Genomic DNA, 21998 nt, shown 5'->3' on the forward strand with positions numbered 1-21998 from the left:
CACGCCCGGAGCAAGGCCAGGGAATGGCCCCCACTACCGACTCAGACTTTTTTCGTTCGCGGCAGCAAAATCGCCAGCACGCCGAACAACGGCAGGTAAGAGCACAGGGTGTACACATACTCGATGCCATGAATGTCCGCCAAATGCCCGAGCAAGGCCGCACCAATCCCGCCAAAACCAAACATCAGGCCGAAGAAGATACCGGCAATCATCCCCACATTGCCCGGCACCAGCTCCTGGGCATACACCACAATGGCCGAGAATGCCGACGCCAGGATAAAACCGATGATCACGCTGAGCACACTGGTCCAGAACAGGTCGGCATAGGGCAGCAGCAAGGTAAACGGCGCCACCCCGAGAATTGAAAACCAGATCACCGCCTTGCGGCCGATACGGTCACCGATGGGGCCGCCAAAGAACGTGCCCGCCGCAACTGCGCCCAGGAACAGGAACAGGTACAACTGCGAGGTGGACACGGACACGTCGAACTTTTCGATCAGAAAGAAGGTGTAGTAGCTGGTCAGACTCGCCATGTAGAAGTACTTGGAGAACACCAGCAAGCCGAGCACCGCCAGGGCACCGAGCACCCGCTGCTTCGACAACCCATGAGTCGCCTGCTGCCCGGCCTTGAGCTTGAACAGATTCAAATGGTTGCGGTACCAGCGACTGATGACATACAGCAGTCCAACGGCGAACAGGGCAAACAGGCCGAACCAGGCCACGTTACCCTGACCGAAGGGAATGATGATGGCCGCAGCCAACAACGGGCCAAAGGCCGAGCCGGCATTGCCACCTACCTGGAAGGTCGATTGCGCAAGCCCGTAGCGCCCGCCCGAAGCAAGCCTCGCTACACGGGAAGCTTCGGGGTGAAACGTAGAAGAGCCAATACCCACCAGGGCGGCGGCCAGCAAAATCAGCGGAAAACTGCCGACCTGAGACAACATCAAAATCCCGATCAGGGTGCAAACCATCCCGGCAGGCAACAAAAGCGGATTGGGATGACGGTCGGTGTAGTAACCCACCCACGGCTGCAATAGCGAAGCGGTCATCTGAAACGTCAGGGTTATCAGTCCGATCTGAGTAAAGGTCAGGTCATATTTGGCCTTGAGCATCGGGTAGATCGACGGCAGTACGGCCTGGATCAGGTCATTGATCAGATGCGCCAGGGCCACGGCGCCGATAATGCGCATGACCAATGGGCTTGACTGAGGGGCTGGAGGGGACGCGATTGTAGTTGTTTGAGCGTTGCTAAGAGCCATTTGGGTTTCCGTACGACAGGTGAATGCGCGCTTGCAGATCCGTCAATGTGCCATTCTTTTACAAGATCTTTCCATGCAAACGCCGTAAAACCTTAAGCAATTGATAGAACGAAGATTTTTTTTAGATATTTGCTTGACACACCCCCCGTACGAGGGAATAATGCGCGCCATCGGCTACATAGCTCAGTTGGTTAGAGCATAGCATTCATAATGCTGGGGTCCGGGGTTCAAGTCCCTGTGTAGCCACCAAACGCTTGTTTACAGAAGTCTCCATGAGTCTGCAGACAGTACAAGAAGCCCGCCTAGTGCGGGCTTTCTTGTGTCTGGGGGTTTCTTATTGTCTCCTCCCAAATATCCCCGTCGCATCCTGCGAGCCCTCGGCCAATAACCTGGCAACTGCGTCCAGAAATCGCCTCCCCCCTTACGTCATGACCGATCCGAATCAGTCTGCTTCACACCTGTTCGCAGCCCATGATCTGAAATGGACAGGTAGCCCCACTATTCCCTGACACTTTTAATATAATAAATATTTACTTTTTAAATCTGGGTTACCTAAAAAAAACAATGCTAGCCTGCGCGTTTTTGGAGAGCCGCTTATATGAAGGCACTTAAAGACGTCACTTTTAAATACCCCTGCTCCGTTATTTTTATAATGTCTTTTTTCCTATTTACCGCCCTGCAATACAGGCCCGCAGTGCTCAATTACACAACACGCTTCGTCGACTTCGCCCACTATATGTTCCAGAACGGATTGACGCTTTTTCCAATCTCTGATGACCTGCAGCCCTATCCCGACTACACAGTGACCCATACGCTCCTCGTTTATCTGATTTCACTGCCATTTGGCCAAGTATCCCTTCTCTCACTGGCGACGCCTTTTTGTATTGCTGCCGCCTTGACACTGGTATTCATATACAAGCTGGGTGAACGGCAGGAAAAGAAATGGGGCGCATATGGTGTTGTGTTCGCGCTATTCACCTGGTCATTTCTGGACGGCGTAAACTCCTTATCAATGGATATATACCCTGCACTTTTTACCGTGATATGTTTTTATCTGGCCTGTGCAGGAGACGAGCATAAACAAACATCCCGATTGCTGCTTATACTCGCAGCCCTGGCGCTGGGCTTTGCATTCCGTGGCCCTGTTGGCCTGATCGTCCCAGCCAGTGTAGTCGCCTCTTATTACCTGCTGAGCCGGCAATGGCGCAGGCTCGTTGTGTTCTGCCTGCTCGCCGGCCTGGTCCTGGGCGCTGCCCTTTTGCTGCTGATAGCGGCTGCCTACGCACAAGGTGGACATGCTTTCTTGCAGGAGGTGTTGGTCAAGCAAGGGCTGGGGCGATTTGACAGTAACCAGGCACCTCGTTATTACTTCTACTTCTCTGCCGGCTTGCTGACCTACGGTGTAACCGTTTTTATTGCCTTGAACGTCATCATCAGAAAGGGCAAAGATTTTTTTGCACCGTCGCCTCTACCGTCGACAAGCATGCTCTTGTATCTCTCGGCCTGGTTCCTTGTCGTGGTCGTACTGCTGACAATTCCAAGTGCCAAGAAAGCGCGTTACATACTTTCAATCACACCCGCGATTTCCTTGTTAGCGGCCTATATCTTTGTAGATCGAAGCCAACGATTCGCCAACACCAGAGACAAACTGCTGAAGTTCTGCTTGAGACTACCCGTTATTGGCCTCGGGATGCTTCTGTTTGCATTTATTTATAGTCACTTTGCGGCGTCCCCTGTTCAACCGAACTACCTTGGTGCAATGACGGGCTTGATTATTCTTGCCGCGGCTCGCCCTTGGATGGAGTCACGCCTTTATTCACATCCACATCGCGAGTTTTTGACATTCTCTTTTGGGGCGACGGCCTTTCTTGTACTGGACATGTTTTTCTTTAACGCCATTACCTACCATCTGGAATTGGCCAATGAACCGACCCCCAAGTTCCTGCCTTATTGGTTTTGGTGACGCGCGCTCACAACGTCACCCATTACGGATTCCGCTCGAATGAGCGACTATCAAGCAGCCGCCTGATGCGGGCTTAGTCTTGCCTGACGATATCGACTGAAATCTCCACCGCCTCAATCACTCCCCGGTTTTCAAGCCAGTGCGTGGTGTGCCTGTCTTCAGGCCAGCCCACACCCGGGCCATACTCCGTGGCGATACCATTTCTATGGTCAGTGATAACGCCGTGAAGGATATAGACGGTGCCAGGCCTGTCTGCATGGTTGTGAACCGGCCCGAAAACGCCCCCCGGCTCAATCGTCACCTTACGCATGCGAAGCTGGCGCCCTGCCATTCCCTCGATCTCGAGGCCAAGGTCGATGGTGGCCAGCAACGTGACCGTAACGCCTTTAGTCTCGGGTACTGCCTGTTCATTGCTCATCGCACCCACCTCTTCAAAAGACAAAGCCTTATTGAAAGTAAACACCCTGAAAGGCGTAACGAGTGACGAGGCGACAAAGGGATAGGCAGAACAGATTTGCTCCACCCGAAAACAAAAAACCCCCGAAGCCATAAGGCATCAGGGGTTTTGCTGTTGTGGTGCCCAGAGACGGAATCGAACCGCCGACACGGGGATTTTCAATCCCCTGCTCTACCGACTGAGCTATCTGGGCAAGGCGGCAATTAAACGTGTTTTACCGTCGGGGCGTCAAGCACGAAATAAAAAAAAGACCAATGATTACCTGCGCTTACATCACCGCCCAGGCCTGATATCACCCCTGGGGCAGGATTTTCCCCGGGTTCATCAGCCCAAGAGGGTCGAGAGCCTGCTTGACCAGGTGCATGACACCCAGTGCGGCGCCATGCTCCAGGGGCATGAACTTTATCTTTCCCGAACCAATGCCATGCTCTCCGGTGCAAGTGCCCTCAAGGGCAATGGCGCGCTCGACAACCCGCTCATTGAGCGCTTCGGCTTCAACCAGTTCTGCGGCATTGCCCGGGTCGACCACCATCCCCAGGTGAAAGTTGCCATCCCCGACATGCCCGACCATGCCTACGAAAAATGAAACCCTGGCCACATCTTCAGCCGTTTCGGCAATGCACCGGGTCAGCGCCGAAATCGGTACGCAGACATCCGTACTCCAGATCCGACCATTCGGCCGCATGGACTGCATTGCATAGTGGACACTGTGCCGGGCACGCCACAGGGCATTGCGCGCATCAGCATCGCCAGCCGCCTGAAAACCCAATGCACCATTGCTTTCAACAATCTCCCGGGTCAGTTCCACCTGCTCCGCCACACTGGCCGGGGAACCGGCGAACTCGAAAAACAGCGTCGGCGTTTCAACCAGGCCCATGTGCGAGAAACGGTTGACCGCCTGCACCGTGCGCGCATCAAGCAACTCAACCCGCGACACGGGAATGCCGTACTGAATGATCGACACCACCGAACTCACCGCCGCCGCAATCGTCGGGAAGGTACACACCGCCGCGCAGGTGGTTTCCGGAATACCGTAAAGGCGCAGGGTGACTTCGGTGATGATCCCCAGGGTGCCTTCCGAACCGACAAACAAGCGCGTGAGGTCATAGCCCGCGGATGATTTTCGCGCCCGCCCGCCGGTCTTGATCACCTGGCCGTCAGCCAGCACTACGGTCAGGTTCAATACGTTTTCGCGCATGGTCCCGTAACGCACCGCATTGGTCCCTGAAGCGCGGGTCGCTGCCATGCCTCCCAGGGTGCTTTCACCGCCCGGGTCGACCGGAAAGAACAGCCCGGTGGTACGCAGTTCGGCATTCAGCTGCATGCGGGTTACCCCGGCCTCCACAGTGACATCCAGATCATCCGGGCGCACGGTGATGATTCGCTGCATGCGGCTCAGGTCGATACAGACCCCGCCCCGGGTAGCGCCTACATGGCCTTCCAGTGAAGTGCCACCACCAAAGGCAATGATCGGCACTCGCTGCGCTGCGCAGAGTTTGACGATGGCCGCCACCTCGGCCGTGGACTCGGCGTAACACACCGCGTCCGGCGGCAAGGTCGGGTGGTATGACTCACCTCGGCCATGTTGCTCGCACTCGGCTCGGCCAGTGCTCAGGCGCTCACCGAGCAGCTCGCGCAGGGCATCGAGCAGGGTGGGCATGGGAGAAGCGTGAAATGCAGGGTTAGAGGCCATGGAAACGTCCATATTATTGTTGGGAGGGACGATTCCAAGGTACAACAAACGGCCACTGTGATCACCGGCAGATCCGCACGCCCGCTGAACGTGGCCGTAACGTTACTGGCTGCCGGGATATAACGCCCCGTCAACCAGCCTCGCGACCACCCTGCGCAAACGTTCGAGCAACACCTCATTGGCCGCGACCGAGGCCGGGTTCAAGGGCTCACGCAACAAGGCAATTTCGCACTGATTGCAGGCCTCAGCCAAATTGACAGCGCCCACCGTGGCAAATGAACCGTGCATCCGGTGCACATAACTGATCAGTTTCGAGGTATTGCCCTGCTGCAACGCCAGCTGAGCCTGCGCCAGATCCTCCTGCATGGTGGCGATAAACAGCCGATGCATGGCTGGCGACAGGCTGATCCAGTCTTGCAGATCATCCGTCTGCAGGGGGGCATCGGGGGCATCATGGACGCCAACAGGCAGCTCGGCAGGCGCTGCACACAAGGCGGACAAGGTCTGACGCAATGTGGTCAGGCTCAGGGGCTTGACCAGCCATACATTCATTCCCGCTTCCAGGCAGCGCTCCCCTTCTTCACGCAGGGCATTGGCGGTCACACCAATAATCGGCACCCGCGGGTCAAGCTCACGCAAGCGGCGCGTCAGCTGATAGCCATCGAGTCTGGGCATATTGACGTCGGTGATCACCAGATCAAACGACGCTTCCTTCCAGCGCGACAGGGCTTGTTCACCATCGTCTGCCAGCGTGACCCGAACCCCCAGGGCTTCCAACTGCTCCCTGAGGATCTCCTGATTGACGGGGTTATCCTCGGCGACCAGAACGTTCAATTCCAGGTTTGCGGCATAGGGCACCACACTGGCGGACGCCTGGGGGACAGCCCCATGGGCGATCTGCATCAGCGTTCTGCCAATGGCGCGAATATCATAGGCATTGACCTCCCAGCCACGGGCAGTTCTTTGCGGCTGGCTGCCCCCCGACTCGGTCGCCAGCAGCCGCTCACCTTGCCAGGGCACTGTCAGCGGTTGGTCAGGGTCCAGATCCAGCAGGATTGCAGGGTAGTCGGGAGGAAGCGCTGCCGGCATAACCTGGGCGCGAGCGCCCCAATGGTTTAACCAGTCTGCCAGGATCTGCCCTATATCATTGCGCGCAGCGCGCACGTAAACACGGACCCCCTCAAGGTCGATATCGGCACAACTACCCAGTGAGCCGGCGATAACCGGTAAGCTCATATGCAACGAAAAGCTGCTGCCAAGCCCCGGTTCACTGACCACCCGCAAATTCGCGCCCATCATCTCGCTCAAGCTCGCACAAATGGACAGGCCCAGCCCCGCACCGCCTGCACGTTCGCTGCCACCCACCTGGGAAAAGGGCTTGAACAGGCGCGTCAGTTGCCCTTCGCTGATCCCCACGCCGGTATCGGAAACCTGCCACTGCAACGCGGCCTGCCCTTGTTCGATGCCTATCACCTTGAGCCTGAAGACAACCCAGCCGGTGTCGGTGAACTTGATTGCGTTACTCAGCAAATTATTGATGATTTGCCGAATACGTACCGCATCGCCACTCAACAATGGCGGCAACTGCGCGTCGGCACAGGCAAAAATCTTCAAGCCCTTATTGCTCGCCGCGGCTGAATAACTGCGCACACAGTCTTCAAACAAGTCCAGCGGACAGAAGGACTTGGCCTCGACAGCCATTTGCCCGGACTCGATCTTGGAGACGTCCAGCACATCACTGATCAACTGAAACAACACCGTAGACGACCGCTGAATGGTCTGCAGGTATTCACGCTGGCGCTCATTCAGAGACGTAAGGCCCAGCAGTTCAAGATTGCCCAGTACCCCGTATAGAGGCGTACGAATTTCATGGCTCATGGTTGCCAGAAACAGAGTCTTGGCTTTGCTCGCTTCGTCAGCCGAACGCCGCTCCTGCTCCATCAGGTTGGCGTCATCCACATGCCGGGTGACGTCGTTGAAACCACAGAGCACCACGTTCTTGCCCTTGTAACGGGTAAAGACAAAACAGGCCTGCAGATAGCGCCCCGCGACTTCCAACTGGACCTCTCCCAGTTCGTGCTCACCATAATCGCGCTTCAGCAGGGCAATCAGTTCAGGGGTACCCTGCCACTCATGCGCCCTCTGGTTTTCCAGCAGGATCTCTCCCGTGCTGCGCTCGACCACGCACAACCCCACGGGTGCGCTGTCGAGCATGGCCCGATTGAATTCTTCGCTCTCGGCCAGGGACTGGCTGGCACGCTGGGCAGGTTCGATGATTTGCTTGCGGTACCAGCGCTTGAAGCGCCAGCCGATCAGCCCAAACAACACCAGCAGGCCCGCCGCGCCGGCCAAAGGCCATTTGGCATAGCCAAAGAAGTTCTGATAACTGATCGCGTACAACCCGACCCAGGGCGTGGCCCCGCCCGAACTCAGCTTGAAGCGCAGACCATCGCGGGTAATGCTCAAGCCCAGGGGCAGATCCTCGACATCCCCGGCGTCCCCCAGCAATACATCGCCGGCAGGCGAGATCAAGGTCAAACGGCTGTTGGTGGGGTGCATCAGCAAGCGCTCCAGATCACCGATATCGCTGACGTCCAGTAACGCGTTCAGGATCACCAGGTCATTGGCTTCAGCCCCCGGTGGCATGAAGTTGCGCGACAGATTCAGCCCGACGGCGCCGACAATGTACTTGCGCTTTTGAATCAGGTCCTGCGGAGCTTTTATCCAGATCAGCTCATCACTGCCAAGGGCATGGCGATGCACCATAAGTTCATCGTACAAACGTTTGGTCACATCGAAAAAGTTGCTTTTGAGCAACAGGGGGGACTGCCGCGTGCCCTCAATACCGGGCACCGCAATAGTGAATTGATCGCTGGGGGAAAAAACAAATACCTGCGGCGCCACATAGTGGGAATCGGACCAGTAAGCCGTGAAAAGGTCGGTCAACTGCACACCGAGCGAGTAGACGCCCTGCATTTCGGCATGGGTGAACTTGTCTCGCTGGCTCACCGTAAAGGGCAATGACTTGGCCGTGTCACGGTTCTGGAACAAGCGCTCATCGCCCTGACGGATCAGTACCTCGTGCGAGTGCGGTTGGCTATCTATCAGCAGGTTTTCATTGGCCTGACTGTAGCTTTGAACGGCAATACGCAAAAAGGTCTCATGCTCATGAATGCTTTCCATCAGCCGCGCGAAATGAAAATCCGTCTTCTCGCCCTCCTCCTTCAGCACTCGATTAACCGCCCAATAGCTCATGCTCACCAGCAGCAGGGCAAACCCGGTGAGCAGGAGCAATAGTTTGTTAAGTCTGAGTGAGCTCAGTGCCAGCGCACCGAGACGTACCTTAGCTTGCTTCATGATTTAGCGCCGTCGATGACCTGGGAGGAAATAGGCAAGCCTGTTGCTAGCCAAAGGGTTACACATTGCACTATCCGCCAGCCCCCACTGCGCTCGCCACGAGCCTTGAGCCGCCACTTCTGCGCCCTCGAAATGGCCTGAGCAAGCCGAACAGGAATTGTCTGATGGGGATTCTCCTCTGGCAATTGCATCCTTTGCATCACCTGCCGCGGCGAGCCGTTGGCAGGGGGGGCATTAAATAATGGAAATCACACATCATTGGTTTGTAGAGGGCTTCTCTCATGTTTCATAAATTTGGCAAATACACCGCGCTTTGTGGCTCTTCGCTGCTGATCGTAATGGCTGCTGCTACCGCTCAAGCGGCTGATGGTCAGGTTGAATTCACCGGCACTATCAACGACAACGCATGCACCATCAACAGCGAAAGCGTTAAAAAAGCGGTTGATATGGGCCAGGTCCGTATTGCCGACTTCCCTAACACTGTAGGGGCTGTCGCCACTGCTGGCGCCACACCATTTTCGATCTCGCTGGAAAACTGCAGCGGCTCGACCCTGAAAAACGCCTCCATCAAATTCAGCGGCCAACAAGCTGGCACTGATGCAACCGTGCTGGGCATGACCGGTGACAACCAGGTACCCGGCGTTGGTATCCAGATCAACGACGCGCGCACCGGTAACAAGTTGCCACTTAACACGGCCAGCAACGATTACGTTCTGCGTCCGCAGTCCAACACCTTCGACTTCACCGCATCCTATGTTCGCCTGGTTGCCGACACCGCAGCTTCGGGTGAGACCCCGGGTGTGCGTGGCATCGGCACCGGTAAAGTCAATGCATTGGCCAGTTTCGACGTTACCTACAAGTAATTTATGCATTTAACGAAGAGCTCGCGGTTGATCGCGATTGATCGCGAGCTCTGGCGTTAACCAGAGGACATCTTAATGCGTTTAAAAGTTGCAGCCTTTTTGGCACTGGCAGCAAGCTTCTGGCTGCCCCAGGTTCATGCAGGCGTCAACGTGGGTTCTACGCGCGTTGTGTATCAAAGCAAGGAGAAAGAAGCCAACCTTGCACTTTCAAACTCGGGTGATGACGGTGTGCCGTATCTCGTGCAGTCGTGGGTCAGCCCGTTCGATGACCGCGACGCCAGCGCCGATGAGTTTATTGTCACACCGCCGTTGTTTCGCCTGGATGCCAAGGGCCAGAACCTTCTGCGCATCATTGCCACCAACGCTCAGAACCTGCCCGATGACAAAGAAAGTCTGTTTTTGCTCAATGTCAAAGCCATCCCGGCCAAGAGCGAGGAACAGCGTAACCAGAACGTGCTGCAAATAGCACTCAAGACCACGATCAAATTGTTTTATCGCCCTGCCAACCTCAAGGGCACATTGCCCGAAGCTGTTGAAAAACTTCAGTGGCGGACCGAAGGCGGGAAATTGGCGGTGCATAACCCGTCAGGCTACAACGTAGTGGTCAGTGAGTTGCTGGTCAACAACAGCGCCAGCAAAGGCATGCCCGAGGTTATCAAGCCCGGCAGCACCGTCACCACTCCGATAGCGCTGAAAAACAGCGACAGCCTAGAACTTAGCTACATCAACGAGTACGGCAGCACAGTCAAGGCCGCACCCGTTACCCCACATTGATCACTGAATAATCCGCTGAATGGAAGGACCCCCTCATGCTGCGATTGCGCATGTGCGCCTTCGCGCGCCGAGTAAAGTGCTGGAGCACGATGACCGTTGCGGCTACAGGTCTTGCAACAACCGCAGTGCATGCAGACTACAGTTTTGACTCTTCTTTTCTGGAAATTGGCGGCGGCAACGCTTCGAGCGAAGTGGCCGAGCAAGTAAAAGCCATGAGCCAGGGTCAACTTCCGGGGATCTACCGGGTAGACCTGTCAGTGGATGACCGGCTTGTGGAGCAGCGCGACCTGCACTTTGTGCGAGAAACCGCGAGCCAGATATCGACTCCCAACGGCCTGTTCCCCTGCTTCAGCCTTCAGGCCCTGATGGATTTGGGAATTGACCCCACACGCCTGAAAAATGCGGACATCAGCGCCGACAATTGCGTGTACTTCAACCGTGACCTTACCGGCGTCACCTACGATTACGACTTCAACAAGCAGCATTTGAGCCTGCAGGTTCCCCAGGCGTATATCGGCAGCGTGCCGTTTGAAACCCGGCGCAAGACCTGGAGCGATGGCGAGCAGGTGGCCTTCGCCAACTACAGTTTTTCCGGGAGCGACTACGAGAACCAGTTCGGCAGCCGCCAATCCCAGTTCGGCAGTGTTCATAGCGGGTTCAACAGCGGCGCCTGGCGCTTTCGCAATTTCTCGACTTGGCAAAAAGGCACTAACGTCGACGGCAGCTGGAAATCGGTGGACACCTATGTCCAGCGCGACCTGGGCAACCTTATGGCCATTGCCACGGTGGGTGAAAGCGCCACCGACAGCGATCTGTTCGACACCATCTCTTACCGCGGCGTGGGGATCGCTTCTGATCTGGACATGCTGCCCGATGATGCGCGTAATTTTGCCCCCGTAGTGCGTGGGGTTGCCAACGGCCGCTCGCTGGTGACATTGCGCCAGCGCGGTTATGTCATCAGTGAACAGTGGGTGCCGTCAGGCCCGTTCGCCCTCAAGAACCTGTACTCGACCGCGGGCAACGGCGATATCGAAGTCACCATCGAAGGCCCCAATGGCGAGCGCCAGGTCTACATCCAGTCATTTGCCTCTGTGCCTTACATGTTGCGTGAAGGCCAGCAAAGCTACGCTGTGACCGCAGGCCAGTATCGCCCGGCAGAAGGCGCGCAGAATTCGCCCAAGCCCAGTTTTGTACAAGGCACCTATCGCCGCGGCCTGACCGAGGGCACCACGCTGTTCGGTGGCAGCATCGTCAGCGAACAATACAAATCGGCGCTGCTTGGCTTTGCCCACGACTTTGCCGGCTTTGGTGCGATTTCCCTGGACGTGACCCATGCCATCAGCGAAGACATGGGCGCAGACGCCAAAACGCTGTCGGGCCAGTCATATCGCTTCCGGTACTCCAAATCCATCGATCTGACCGATACCAGCTTCAGCCTGATTGGCTATCGCTACTCCACCAGCGGCTATTACAGCTTCAACGAGGCAATCAACGCACGCTCCAACAACTCGCTAGAGCCCTATGTCGATGAAACCCTGAATAACAGTGCGGCGTTTTCCCCCTATTTGACCGGCCATATGAAAAGCAGCTTTACCGCCAACGTATCGCAACAATTCGGTACCTGGGGCGGCATGTACGCCAACCTGACCAAAACCGATTACTGGAACCGGGCCAAGAGCAATACCTCCATTCAGTTGGGCTACAGCTTCAGTGTTGCCAGCGCCTCCTACAACCTGGGGCTGTCACAGAACAGCGGCATGGGCGACGACATCCGTAGCGTGTCGCTGAGCGTCAGCCTGCCGCTGGGCAGCCCGGGCAGCAGCAGCCGCATCGGCCTGAGCACCAACCAGGACTCCGCCGGCAATGCCAGCCGCAATGCCACCTTCAGCGGCTCGCAACTGCAGGACGATGCCCTGTCGTACAACCTGGGCATCAATCAGCAGATCAGTGACGATGACCGCGTGCTCGGCGGCTCGGTGGCGGCCCGCTACAACGCGGCCAATGCCATTTGGCACGGCTCCTATAACAAGGATCAGAACACCCGTCAGATGGACTATGGCGTGGAAGGCGGCGTGGTTGCCATCCGCAATACCGTGATGTTCACCCAGCCATTGGGCGAGACCAACATCATTGTCGCCACCCCCGGCGCCGCCGATGTGGGCGTGCTGACCAAGAGCGGGATCAAGACCAACGGCAGTGGCTACACGATTATTCCCTCGGCGCAGCCGTACCGCAAAAACAAGGTATCGCTCAACACTGACTCACTGTCGGACAACACCGACATTGCCAACCTGGTACAGGAAGTCACCCCCAATCGTGGTGCCTTTGTCCTGGCCAACTTCGAAACCCATAACGGCCGCCGCCTGCTGGTCAGCGTCAGCTCAAGCACTGGCAAGCCCGCCCCTTTCGCCGCCGAAGCGCAGCTGTATGACCCCAAGGGCACTCTGCTGAGCAGCGCGATGGTAGCCGACAAGGGCCGGGTATTTATGACTGGCGTGCCGGACAAGGCGCGGCTGCTGATCAACGTCAACGGCCAGCCTTGGTGCGCCAAGGACCTGGACCTGAACACCTACAACCTGTCAGAGACTGGCATCGGGCAACTGACCATCCGTTGCGATGCCAAATCGCCAGACACTCAAGGTACTCCCGATGCATGAATCAAACGTCAAATCATCTCGTCCGGGGCTGGTCAAAGTCTGCTTGTTGCTGCTCTGCCTGTTGCTGGGACTTGTCAGTCAGCAAGCGTTTGCACTGATTGAAAACAACCTCGCATGCACCCCTACGGGCACCACCGGCATCATTCAGCTGGGCGACCTTGCGCCATCCACCAGCTATACCGCCAACATGACAGCCAACTGCCGGGTTACCCGTTGGTTTCCCTTTGGCGCGTCATTGCAGCACAGCCAGTTCTACAACCAGGGCAGAGGCAGCAAGGTCCAGGTGTTTCATACCAACTCTGGACTGATGGTTCCCGAGCTGCCCATCGGGACTGCGACCACTACATGCATGCCGTGGAGCTGTGTGCAGCTGTACGTGGGCAACACCTTTTCCTACAACGTTCTGCTTTATGGAACGGCGCCCGTCACGCCTGGCAACTACATGGTCAGTGTCACGCTCACAGACACCTCTATCCAAGGTTATGAGGCTTACGGCGACTACTTGCAGACCGTCATTCTCAGCTTCCGGGTCATCCAGCCCGCCTGTTCGATGGGCTCGGCAAAAACCCTCAACCTGCCCTTTGGCACACTCAGCAGCAATGACTTCGCCAGTTCGCAGCAAATTGCCAATATCACCATGAATTGCACTCGCGGTACGCAAGCGACCGCCACGCTGGTACCCACCCAGGCGGCCATCAGCGGCAGCCCGGGCGTTTCAGCCACAACTCTGGCCGGTCTGTCGATGGCTGCCACCTGGGCTGACACCAACACGGCAGTGAGCTTCAACAGCCCACGCACGCTGGCGCTGACCAATGGCAGCAACAACATCAGCCTTGGTTTTCGCCCGCGCCTGAATACCAGTGTTTCGCCTACCGGAAATTTTTACAGTCAGTACACCCTCAACATCACCTATCTCTGATCAAGTAAGGAGCTCAACCATGAAATTATCCCTGACATTGGCTGCGACACTGTTCGCAGGCCTGCTCAGCTCGACCGCCAACGCCGTAACAGACACTGTGACCATCAACCTGAGCGGCACCCTGACGCGTCCGCCCTGCAACCTGACCAGCAGCAAGACGCTGACCGCCAACTTCGGCAGCCTGCGTTATGACCAGGTGGCCGATGCCGCGCTGATCGACATCCCCCTCACCATGACCTGCCCGGCCAACTCGGTACTGGCGGTGAGCATTCTGGCAGCCCGCACGATTCAAGGCTCAACCACACAGGCCTCAACGGGCAAAACCAATCTGGCTTATTCATTGCTCTGGAACAGCGACAGCACGGCGGCCAACATTACCGGGACCAAACGCAACCTGACCAACCAGAGCGGCACGGTCGACCTGAGTATGAAAGCAAAGTTGATTGCCCTTGGTGCGTTGACCGAGGGTGCATTCAGCACTTCGGCTGTTATCAGTATCGAGTACCTGTGAGATGTCCATGCTCGCCAGAGTGAGCCTGTGGGTGGCGATGCTGTCCACCGCAGCGCTGTTGCTCAGCCCGGCCATCTGTGCAGAGGATGCCGCCCTGATAGAGGTGGGCGGCACTCTGATAAAACCACCCTGCACAGCCAACTTCCCGGCCTCGCAAAGCGTGGATATCCCCAAGACAAACCTCAACTCGCTGAACTCGGACATCACCGGCTGGACCGATGTCAGCCTGGACTTTCAATGCATCAAAGGCAGCCAGGTACACCTGCGTTTCAGCGCCGGCAATGGTGCTTTTGACAGCAGCACACTGCGCACCACGCTCGACAGACTGGGGCTGAAAACCCGCCTGAGCGACATGACCAGTACGTTGAAAGTGATTGACCTGAAGCTGGGCGAGCAATTGATCTTCCCGGTTGAAGAAACGCGGCTCAAGCTCCAGCTCTCAGTGCGGCCGGTCAAGACCGGGGAGGAACTGCCCGCAATCGGCAGTTACAGCTCAACGCTATTGATGGAAATGATCTATCTGTAAACCGCTGCGTCAGGCAAACAGATTGGCCTTGACGCACAAGATCAGCAGCGCTTGATCATTGTCGACATTGAGTTTGCGCATCGCCGAAATCTTCAGGGTACTGATGGTTTTAATGCTGCGGTTCAGGCTATGCGCGACATCGCTCACACTCACCCCCGTAGAGAACAGACGCAGGACCTCGAACTCCTTGACCGTCAGTTGGCTGAGCCTTTGTGAAAGGTCATCGGCGTCCTCACTCAAGGCCCCTTGCGGCTGGTCCTGCTGGTAGTGCCCTTGGCGATAGAACGCGTCCAGTGCCACCAGGATCTGCTCAAGCCCAGCGCTCTTTGAAATGACACCGCTGATACCCAGCTCATACAGCCAGGTCAGTACTTGTGCATTGGTTATAACGGTCAGGATCAACACCTTGGGTTCGGGAAAATGCCGGCGCAGGTACTCCACCAGGCGAGTGCCGTCACCATATTGATCGTCACCCGGCATGTTGTAGTCGGTAATAATCACATCAGGCTTGAGTAACGAAATTTTGTCGATCAACTCCGAGGAACTCATTGCTTCGCCCACAACCTTGAAACGCGGGTCACGCTCAATGATTTCACGCACGCCCATCAACACAATCGGATGGTCGTCGGCCAATAAGACTTTCATTTGCGGCATGGCAAACATGACTCCTGCACTGGAAGAGCACTACAGCTATTCGAAGGGGTCCGCTTTGATGCAATAGGTCAGCAAGGCATGGTCGTTAAGCACTTCCAGCTTCTGCATCGCAGCCACCTTTTGGGTGCTCACGGTTTTAACGCTGCGGTTCAATTGGCGGGCGATATCACCCACGCTATTGCCCGCAACAAACAGCCTCAGCACCTCAACTTCACGGGGTGAAAGTGTGGAGAAACGTTCATCAATGACTTTGGGGTTAGTCACCACAGAGATGGCTGGAGCAGCCGGGGCCGTATAGTCCCGATCGTTGGCCAACGCACTTAGGGCCTTGCCTATTTCTTCGCGGATATGGCTTTTAGCAATCACGCCTGCCACACCCAGCTCCAGCAAGCGCGAGATAATCAGATGATTGCTCATGACTGTCAGCACCAGGATCTTGACCCCGGGAAAATGCTCAATGATGTACTCGATCAGTTGCAGACCGTCGCCATAGGTTTCATCCCCTGGCATGTTGAAATCAGTAATCAGCAGTTCGGGTTGATGCAACTGCAACTGCTCGACCAACTGCGACGAGCTCAGCGCCTCGCCTACCAGGGAGAAATACTCATCACGTTGAATCATTTCCCGAAGCCCCAGTACCACCACTGGATGATCGTCGGCAATCACTACCTTTAATTCGCGCATTGCCTGGCTCCACATTGATGACATGGCAAGTCCGGCGCCCCCGGTTTCTACAGATCGAGCGCAGAACAAGACCCGTGGCGCCGCACTCAGCTACCCCGGTGATGGCTTAGAGCTATCGTCCAGTAAAAGAGTTTCAAAGTCGGCGCACGATATAGCGCCGCAAATAAGGAAACCTTGCACTTGATCACACTGGATGCTGCGCAGAAACTCGAGTTCGGCCTGTGTCTCGACGCCCTCGGCGACAACTGTCAGGCCCAGCTTGCGGCTCAGTTCAACAAGGCTGCGCAGTGCTGACGCCAGATTCTCGTTTTCGACACAGCCATGTACCAGCGACCGGTCAATCTTGAGCTCACTGAATGGAGTGGAAACCAGATTGAAGTAAGAGCTGAATCCCTTGCCAAAATCATCCTGGGCCAAGCCAAAGCCCATCATGCGCAAACGACAAGCTCCCGCATAGTAATTACTGAGCTCTTCTGTGGTTGAACTCTCCATCAGTTCAAAAACGATACTGCGTGGCTCGCCACCATCAGCAATCACAGCGTCGCGCAGACGGTCGGCGAGCGCATGGTTATCCAGCAAATGCGTGGGCAAGTTGATTGAAACCGGAATATCCCAGCCCTGCTCTCGCCATTGTCTTTGGGCTTGAAGTGTTTGCTCCAGCATCAGCCACAACAGCCGCTCTTCAAGACCGTGGCTGATCAACAAGGTCAGAAAGTCCTTGGGCAATAACAAGCCGGCCTCGGGATGCACCCAACGCACCAGGGCTTCTGCACTGAGAATATTGCCGTTGCGCAGGGATTTCTTGGGCTGGAACCATGCTTGAATCTGCCCGTTGGCCATGGCCAATTCGATACTCTGCGGGTCGACTTCAATGGCCAGTGAGGGGTCCGTATCACCGTTAAGGCGGAAAAGCTCCATTCGCTCTTTCAAGCGCTGTACCGCATTGAACTCGACCGGTTTGGAGATCAGGCCAATCACTGAAATACCCAGGTTTTTTGCTGCCAACCCCGCACTAATCAGCATGCGCCGGGACGAGGCGCTCATCAGTGCCAACGCCGGTTTATTTTTCAGGGCGGCAACTCTCTGGATCAGTTGCACACCATCCATCACAGGCATCAGCAAGTCACTGAGCAGCAAGTCATAGTCATGACGCGCCAGACACTCCAGCGCGCCATCGCCATCCCAAACGGTGTCAACTGTAAAGCCACCCACCTCATTGAAAACGTTCAGCAAATACTCATGCTGAAAAGGGTGATCCTCAACGACCAGTACACGATAGGGCTTCACTGGATCCTCCTTTAGAAGTGCTGAAGACAGTTGTATAGGGTGTGCAGCGTAAAAGGCTTGATCAGGCAGTGATTCATCCCCGCATTCAGACAGCGCTCGCTCTCCTCACGCATGGCATTGGCCGTTGCACCAATGATCGGCAGCGTTATGTTCATGGCCCGCAACCGGGCCGCCAGCTCATAACCGTTCATTTTCGGCATGTTGACGTCGGTCAGCAGCAGATCAAAATCGTCGTCGCGCCAACGCTCGAGTGCTTCCAGTCCATCGCTGACCAATGTCACTGTGCAACCCAACTCTTCAAGTTGATCACGCAGAATCAGTTGATTGATCACATTGTCTTCGGCAACCAGAATGCGCAAACCGAGCTTGAGTTCCGTCTTCACCGTACCCGGTTCAAGATCGCTGCCAATACCCATGCCCTGGGCCTTGCACAGGGCACGATAGACGTCCTGCAAGCTGCTCAGGTCCGCTTGCCAGCAAGGGTTTTCAACGGCGGGAGCTACCGACATGTCACTGGCGGCTACCACCAGCGGTCCTGTCCAGCCAGGTTCAAGCAATTGCCGGGCAGCGCCGGGATGCAGCTCCAATAAAACAGCAGCATCGGATGCATCCCCTGGTTTCGGCGCCCCAAGATGAGCCCGCGCACCCCAACGGCGTAACCAGGCGCAATAACACTCGGCCAGTTCGCGCACGGGGGAAACCACATAAACAACGCGGGCAGCCAACTCGCCAAAAGGGCTAAAACGCGCCGGTTCGCTAACCTGCACCAAGGGCAGATGCAGGGTAAAACTGCTACCCAATCCCGGCTCACTGACCAGACGCATGGTGCCGTTCATCAAGTGCATAAGGCGCTTGCAGATGGACAGGCCCAGCCCGGTGCCGGCGACCACGTTTTTCGCAGACTCCACTTGATAAAAAGGCTCGAACAGATGAGCCTGCTCTTCATGGGCAATACCTTTGCCAGTATCGGAAACCTGCCAGTGCAACATCACGCGCTCATCATCACGGCTGTCCATTTTCAGACGCAGGACAATTTTTCCGTAGTCCGTGAACTTCAGGGCGTTATTGAGCAGGTTATTCAAGATCTGGCGGATGCGGGTGACATCACCGCTGAGCCACTCGGGCACCGTTGAATCAATCAATGCAAACAACTGCAGGCCCTTGGCCTGGGCTGCGCCACTGTAGCCCAGGACCACCTCTTCTATCAGCTCAAGAGGGCTGAAGGTGTTGAGTTCCAGTTGCAGCTGACCCGCCTCGATACGCGACACATCCAGCACGTCGCAAATCAGCTGCAACAAGTTGCCGGATGAGCGTTCGATAGCCTTGAGATAGTTGTTCTGCTGATCGTTAAGTTCGGTACGCGCCAGCAGTTCCAGCGTGCCCAAAACACCGTACAGGGGTGTACGGATTTCGTGGCTCATGGTTGCCAGAAACAGAGTCTTGGCCTCATTGGCCCGGTCCGCCAGTTGCCGGGCACGTTCGAGGGTTACTTCAATCTGTTTACGTGCGCTGATGTCGCTGAACGCGCAAATCAGCACGTCCTGACTTTTGTAGCGCGTAGGGGCAAAGGCCAGGTACAGAAGACGGCCATCCTCCATTTCGATCTCATCACTGTTGCGCAAGTCACATTCATCGAACGCGCGTGAAATCCAGCCATGGCATAGCTTGCTGCGCTCAGTGCCGTTACCCAGCCACTGTTGTGACAAGGAGTTTTCCAGTACCACGGTGCCGTCTGTGCGCCGGATTACACACAGGGCCATCGGTGCAACTTGCAATACGGCACGACTGAACGCCTCACTTTCAACCAGCGCCTGAATGCGTTTCTCACCCGGGGTGATCAGGCGCCGATCAATGCGCACAATCAGTAATCGCAAGCCGATGCAGACGGCAATAAACAACAAAACACAGCCCAACAAAGGCCCGCCCAAAACTGGCAATAGAGATTTGATATCTAAGGCATAAACGATTTGCCAGCCCGAATAGCCCAGCTTCTTCGTGATTGCCAGGCTATCGGGCAACCAGCCACTACCGATAAAGCCAAACGAATTCTTGGGTTCCAGCGTCTGCAATGAATTGACGAGAGTGGATTGTGCGGCGTTGGTGAATAGAATCTGGCCTTGACCGTTGAGCAGCATGAAGTCACCGGCACTTTCACTGCGCAAGGCCTCTACCAGATCCGGAACCTCGACCTCAATGCCCAGCCAGCCGGAAGACAGGTTACGGTTATCGAGTCGGGAAAATAAATAAAAGGGGGCATTCAGGACCTTGCTGTCGGTCAGCCACAGATCATCACCAAATGAATAGGCCTTGGCCCCTTCATCAAGCAGGCGCTGCAACACCACTTTGGGCAGCGGTTCAAGGTTGCCTGAAGAGTCGAACAAACACACCACTTTGGGCTTATCCGTCTGCGGCACATACAACAGATTGACTTTGCTTTCGTGCAAATAATCCATCATCCGCCGGGTCAGCCAAAGGTTCCAGTGGCCAGCCTCACTGCCCAGGCTGATGTTGACCTCTTCTTGTGGATCAATACCGGCGACCGTTTGGCCTGCCTGATGATCAGGCACAGTGGCCAGCACCAGGCTCTTGAGAAGCGTCTGGCGGCTGACGAAAAAATCCTGGGCATTGAACACCGCCTCGTTCATAAAACTGCGGCGCTGCGAGACCTCTTCGTTGAACACGGCACGCAAGTATACGAACGACCCCGCAAGGAGTCCGACGATCAGGCCACAGGCAAATAAGTGCAGGAGTTTTCGAGCGGCTTGGGGGGTCGATTTCATGCCGCAAGCCTGAGGCTGCGGCATGCAAAAAATAATCAGACAATTCCTGAAACCAGTCGTCGCTGACTCCGCTCTGCTACGGGGGAGTGACGCTTATTACGGACGCACCGCACGCAAATCCATCCGCCCGTCTTTCATCGGCGGGCACCAGTAGTAGCCACCGTTAAGTGGACGGCTGTAACGATACAAGCCATCGATGATGCCGTCTTCCAGACCGCTCATGCGCCGCAGTTGCACTTCAAAGGCATTCAAGGTGCGACCGAAGGCAACAAACATCAGCCCGGACTTGCCGTTTTCTGTCCACGGCATGGAGCGACGCACAATAAAGGCTTCCGGGGTGAAGCTTTCCTGGGCAGTACGTTTGACGTGGGCAGACTCCGGCGCATCGTCCAGCTCTTCGTTGTCGCTCTTGCGACGACCCATGATGTTGTCCTGCTCCTCGGACGGCAGTGCGGCAAAACCGTTCAGGTCATGCTGCCACTGCTGAATGGCAACAAAGCTGCCACCGTCCAGCCCGGCGCCAGCATTGGCAACGATGGCCGCGTCCACAGCCGCTTCGTCCACCGGGTTTTCAGTGCCGTCTTCGTAGCCGGTCAGGTCACGATCAGTGCCGTAACGGAAGCCTTCGGTCACTTGCAGCAGGTTGAACGCAGGCGCCAGGGCAGTCTCGATGGCCTGGCTGCGGTGCAGCAACTCGCCACGGTCTTCGCCCAGCAACCACAGCCACAAGGCGTGCTGGGTCGACGGGTTTTCAACCATGGCATTGATCGCAGGAAACACCCGCAACCCCGGGACTTTCGCGCCAAGGGCCAATACCAGCGGCGAACCAAAACCGGCCACCACGCTTTTGCCATCCACCCACTGCGACAAGGTGTCGAGTGCAGCCGGCAAAGCTTCTACTGACTTGAGGGCGAAAAACATGTAACGCGCTTGCGAAGGTATCGGTTTGGCAAGAATGCTCGACTGGTAGAGACTCATAGAAACTCCTTTGGAAAGCCTGGAGTTTACTCCTACCAGTACTTTTTCCGTCACCTCAGAGGGATTTTTCTTAAGTTCAACCCCTGCATATCAAGGCTCATGACGACAGCTGGTTGGCAAACTGACCCACGGCATCGACCACTTTCTGCGCGCCATCCTGGATTTCGACAATCACCGTGCCCGCTTCGGCGGCCAACGCCAATCCTGCTTCGGCCTGAAGCTTGCCATCGGCCATCAGGGTCACGGCGCTACGGGCCATGTCCTGGTTCTGCCGCACCACACCGATGATTTCTTCAGTGGCCTTGCTGGTGCGCGACGCCAATTGGCGCACTTCGTCAGCCACGACGGCAAAACCACGACCTTGTTCACCGGCACGCGCGGCCTCAATGGCGGCGTTAAGCGCCAGCAAGTTGGTCTGGTCGGCAATCGAGCTGATGGTCTTGACGATGCTGCCAATCACTTGCGACTGATCGCTCAAGGCTTCAATGCCGTCACCCGCCTGCTGCATGTGACGGGCCAGATCACGCATCACTTGCACCGCTTCGGTCACCACTTTGGTGCCGCGCTGGGCGCTGCTGTCGGTTTGCAGCGAAGTGCTGTAGGCAATGCCTGCCGCTTCGCAGACGGCCTGTTCCT

The 21998-nt window shown here is 56.3% G+C and carries 17 protein-coding genes and 2 tRNA genes; 8 read left to right on the top strand and 11 right to left on the bottom strand.

The features are described 5' to 3' along the window. Positions 1–41 precede the first annotated feature (41 nt). The gene (locus FHL07_RS14030; RefSeq protein ID WP_095003198.1) at positions 42–1259 is read right to left on the bottom strand and encodes an MFS transporter; all 1218 of its coding nucleotides are present in this window, start codon (positions 1257–1259) and stop codon (positions 42–44) included. A 172-nt stretch (positions 1260–1431) separates the two neighbouring features. Here FHL07_RS14030 and FHL07_RS14035 point away from each other — a divergent pair. Beyond that, a tRNA-Met gene (locus FHL07_RS14035) sits at positions 1432–1508 on the top strand. Between the two features lie 349 nt (positions 1509–1857). Beyond that, the gene (locus tag FHL07_RS14040; RefSeq protein WP_138738606.1) at positions 1858–3222 is read left to right on the top strand and encodes an ArnT family glycosyltransferase; all 1365 of its coding nucleotides are present in this window, start codon (positions 1858–1860) and stop codon (positions 3220–3222) included. Positions 3223–3295: 73 nt separating this feature from the next. Here the strand turns inward: FHL07_RS14040 and FHL07_RS14045 are convergent, their stop codons facing one another. The 4 genes from FHL07_RS14045 to FHL07_RS14060 all read right to left on the bottom strand — a co-directional run bounded on the left by FHL07_RS14045 (position 3296) and on the right by FHL07_RS14060 (position 8729). Beyond that, positions 3296–3640 carry a cupin gene (locus tag FHL07_RS14045; RefSeq protein ID WP_138738611.1) on the bottom strand — a complete coding sequence of 115 codons (345 nt, stop codon included), beginning with the start codon at positions 3638–3640 and terminating at the stop codon, positions 3296–3298. 156 nt (positions 3641–3796) lie between these two features. Next, positions 3797–3872 (bottom strand) — tRNA-Phe (locus FHL07_RS14050). A gap of 99 nt (positions 3873–3971) precedes the next feature. Continuing rightward, positions 3972–5372, bottom strand: coding sequence for an FAD-binding oxidoreductase (locus FHL07_RS14055; RefSeq protein ID WP_138738607.1), 1401 nt, complete (start codon positions 5370–5372; stop codon positions 3972–3974). A gap of 102 nt (positions 5373–5474) precedes the next feature. Then, entirely contained in the window at positions 5475–8729 is a 3255-nt protein-coding gene (locus tag FHL07_RS14060) for a hybrid sensor histidine kinase/response regulator (protein WP_138738608.1), read from the bottom strand. Positions 8730–9010: 281 nt separating this feature from the next. Here FHL07_RS14060 and FHL07_RS14065 point away from each other — a divergent pair, with 281 nt between their 5' ends. The 6 genes from FHL07_RS14065 to FHL07_RS14090 all read left to right on the top strand — a co-directional run bounded on the left by FHL07_RS14065 (position 9011) and on the right by FHL07_RS14090 (position 14979). Continuing rightward, on the top strand, positions 9011–9592 hold the full coding sequence (locus tag FHL07_RS14065) for a fimbrial protein (protein WP_095019672.1): 582 nt from the start codon (positions 9011–9013) through the stop codon (positions 9590–9592). A 75-nt stretch (positions 9593–9667) separates the two neighbouring features. Continuing rightward, positions 9668–10366 carry a fimbrial biogenesis chaperone gene (locus tag FHL07_RS14070; protein ID WP_095019673.1) on the top strand — a complete coding sequence of 233 codons (699 nt, stop codon included), beginning with the start codon at positions 9668–9670 and terminating at the stop codon, positions 10364–10366. A 35-nt stretch (positions 10367–10401) separates the two neighbouring features. Then, complete coding sequence (locus tag FHL07_RS14075) at positions 10402–13023, top strand: fimbria/pilus outer membrane usher protein (RefSeq protein ID WP_095031443.1); 2622 nt, start codon at positions 10402–10404, stop codon at positions 13021–13023. Then, positions 13016–13942 (top strand): fimbrial protein, encoded by a 927-nt coding sequence (locus FHL07_RS14080; RefSeq protein ID WP_095021237.1) that lies wholly within the window; start codon positions 13016–13018, stop codon positions 13940–13942. The genes FHL07_RS14075 and FHL07_RS14080 overlap by 8 nt, the downstream gene beginning before the upstream one ends. Positions 13943–13961: 19 nt before the next feature. Further along, the gene (locus FHL07_RS14085; protein WP_095019676.1) at positions 13962–14453 is read left to right on the top strand and encodes a fimbrial protein; all 492 of its coding nucleotides are present in this window, start codon (positions 13962–13964) and stop codon (positions 14451–14453) included. Positions 14454–14460: 7 nt separating this feature from the next. Then, positions 14461–14979: a fimbrial protein gene (locus FHL07_RS14090; RefSeq protein ID WP_232527630.1), complete on the top strand. Its 519-nt coding sequence runs from the start codon at positions 14461–14463 to the stop codon at positions 14977–14979. Positions 14980–14988: 9 nt separating this feature from the next. Here the strand turns inward: FHL07_RS14090 and FHL07_RS14095 are convergent, their stop codons facing one another. The 6 genes from FHL07_RS14095 to FHL07_RS24030 form a co-directional block, all read right to left on the bottom strand. Next, complete coding sequence (locus FHL07_RS14095; protein ID WP_095023120.1) at positions 14989–15633, bottom strand: response regulator; 645 nt, start codon at positions 15631–15633, stop codon at positions 14989–14991. A 36-nt stretch (positions 15634–15669) separates the two neighbouring features. Then, positions 15670–16317, bottom strand: coding sequence for a response regulator (locus FHL07_RS14100; RefSeq protein ID WP_095003207.1), 648 nt, complete (start codon positions 16315–16317; stop codon positions 15670–15672). A gap of 90 nt (positions 16318–16407) precedes the next feature. Then, positions 16408–17604 (bottom strand): EAL domain-containing response regulator, encoded by a 1197-nt coding sequence (locus FHL07_RS14105; protein ID WP_095021239.1) that lies wholly within the window; start codon positions 17602–17604, stop codon positions 16408–16410. A gap of 11 nt (positions 17605–17615) precedes the next feature. Beyond that, complete coding sequence (locus FHL07_RS14110; protein ID WP_095021246.1) at positions 17616–20384, bottom strand: ATP-binding protein; 2769 nt, start codon at positions 20382–20384, stop codon at positions 17616–17618. A 96-nt stretch (positions 20385–20480) separates the two neighbouring features. Continuing rightward, a complete protein-coding gene (locus FHL07_RS14115; protein ID WP_095003209.1) occupies positions 20481–21362 on the bottom strand; it encodes a Dyp-type peroxidase in 882 nt (293 codons plus the stop codon). Between the two features lie 97 nt (positions 21363–21459). Then, positions 21460–21891 (bottom strand): methyl-accepting chemotaxis protein, encoded by a 432-nt coding sequence (locus FHL07_RS24030; protein ID WP_371928120.1) that lies wholly within the window; start codon positions 21889–21891, stop codon positions 21460–21462. Between the last annotated feature and the right edge of the window lie 107 nt (positions 21892–21998).

Origin of the sequence: Pseudomonas sp. FSL W7-0098 (assembly GCF_005930585.1) — a bacterium.
Classification (GTDB): Bacteria; Pseudomonadota; Gammaproteobacteria; order Pseudomonadales; family Pseudomonadaceae; genus Aquipseudomonas; species Aquipseudomonas bubulae.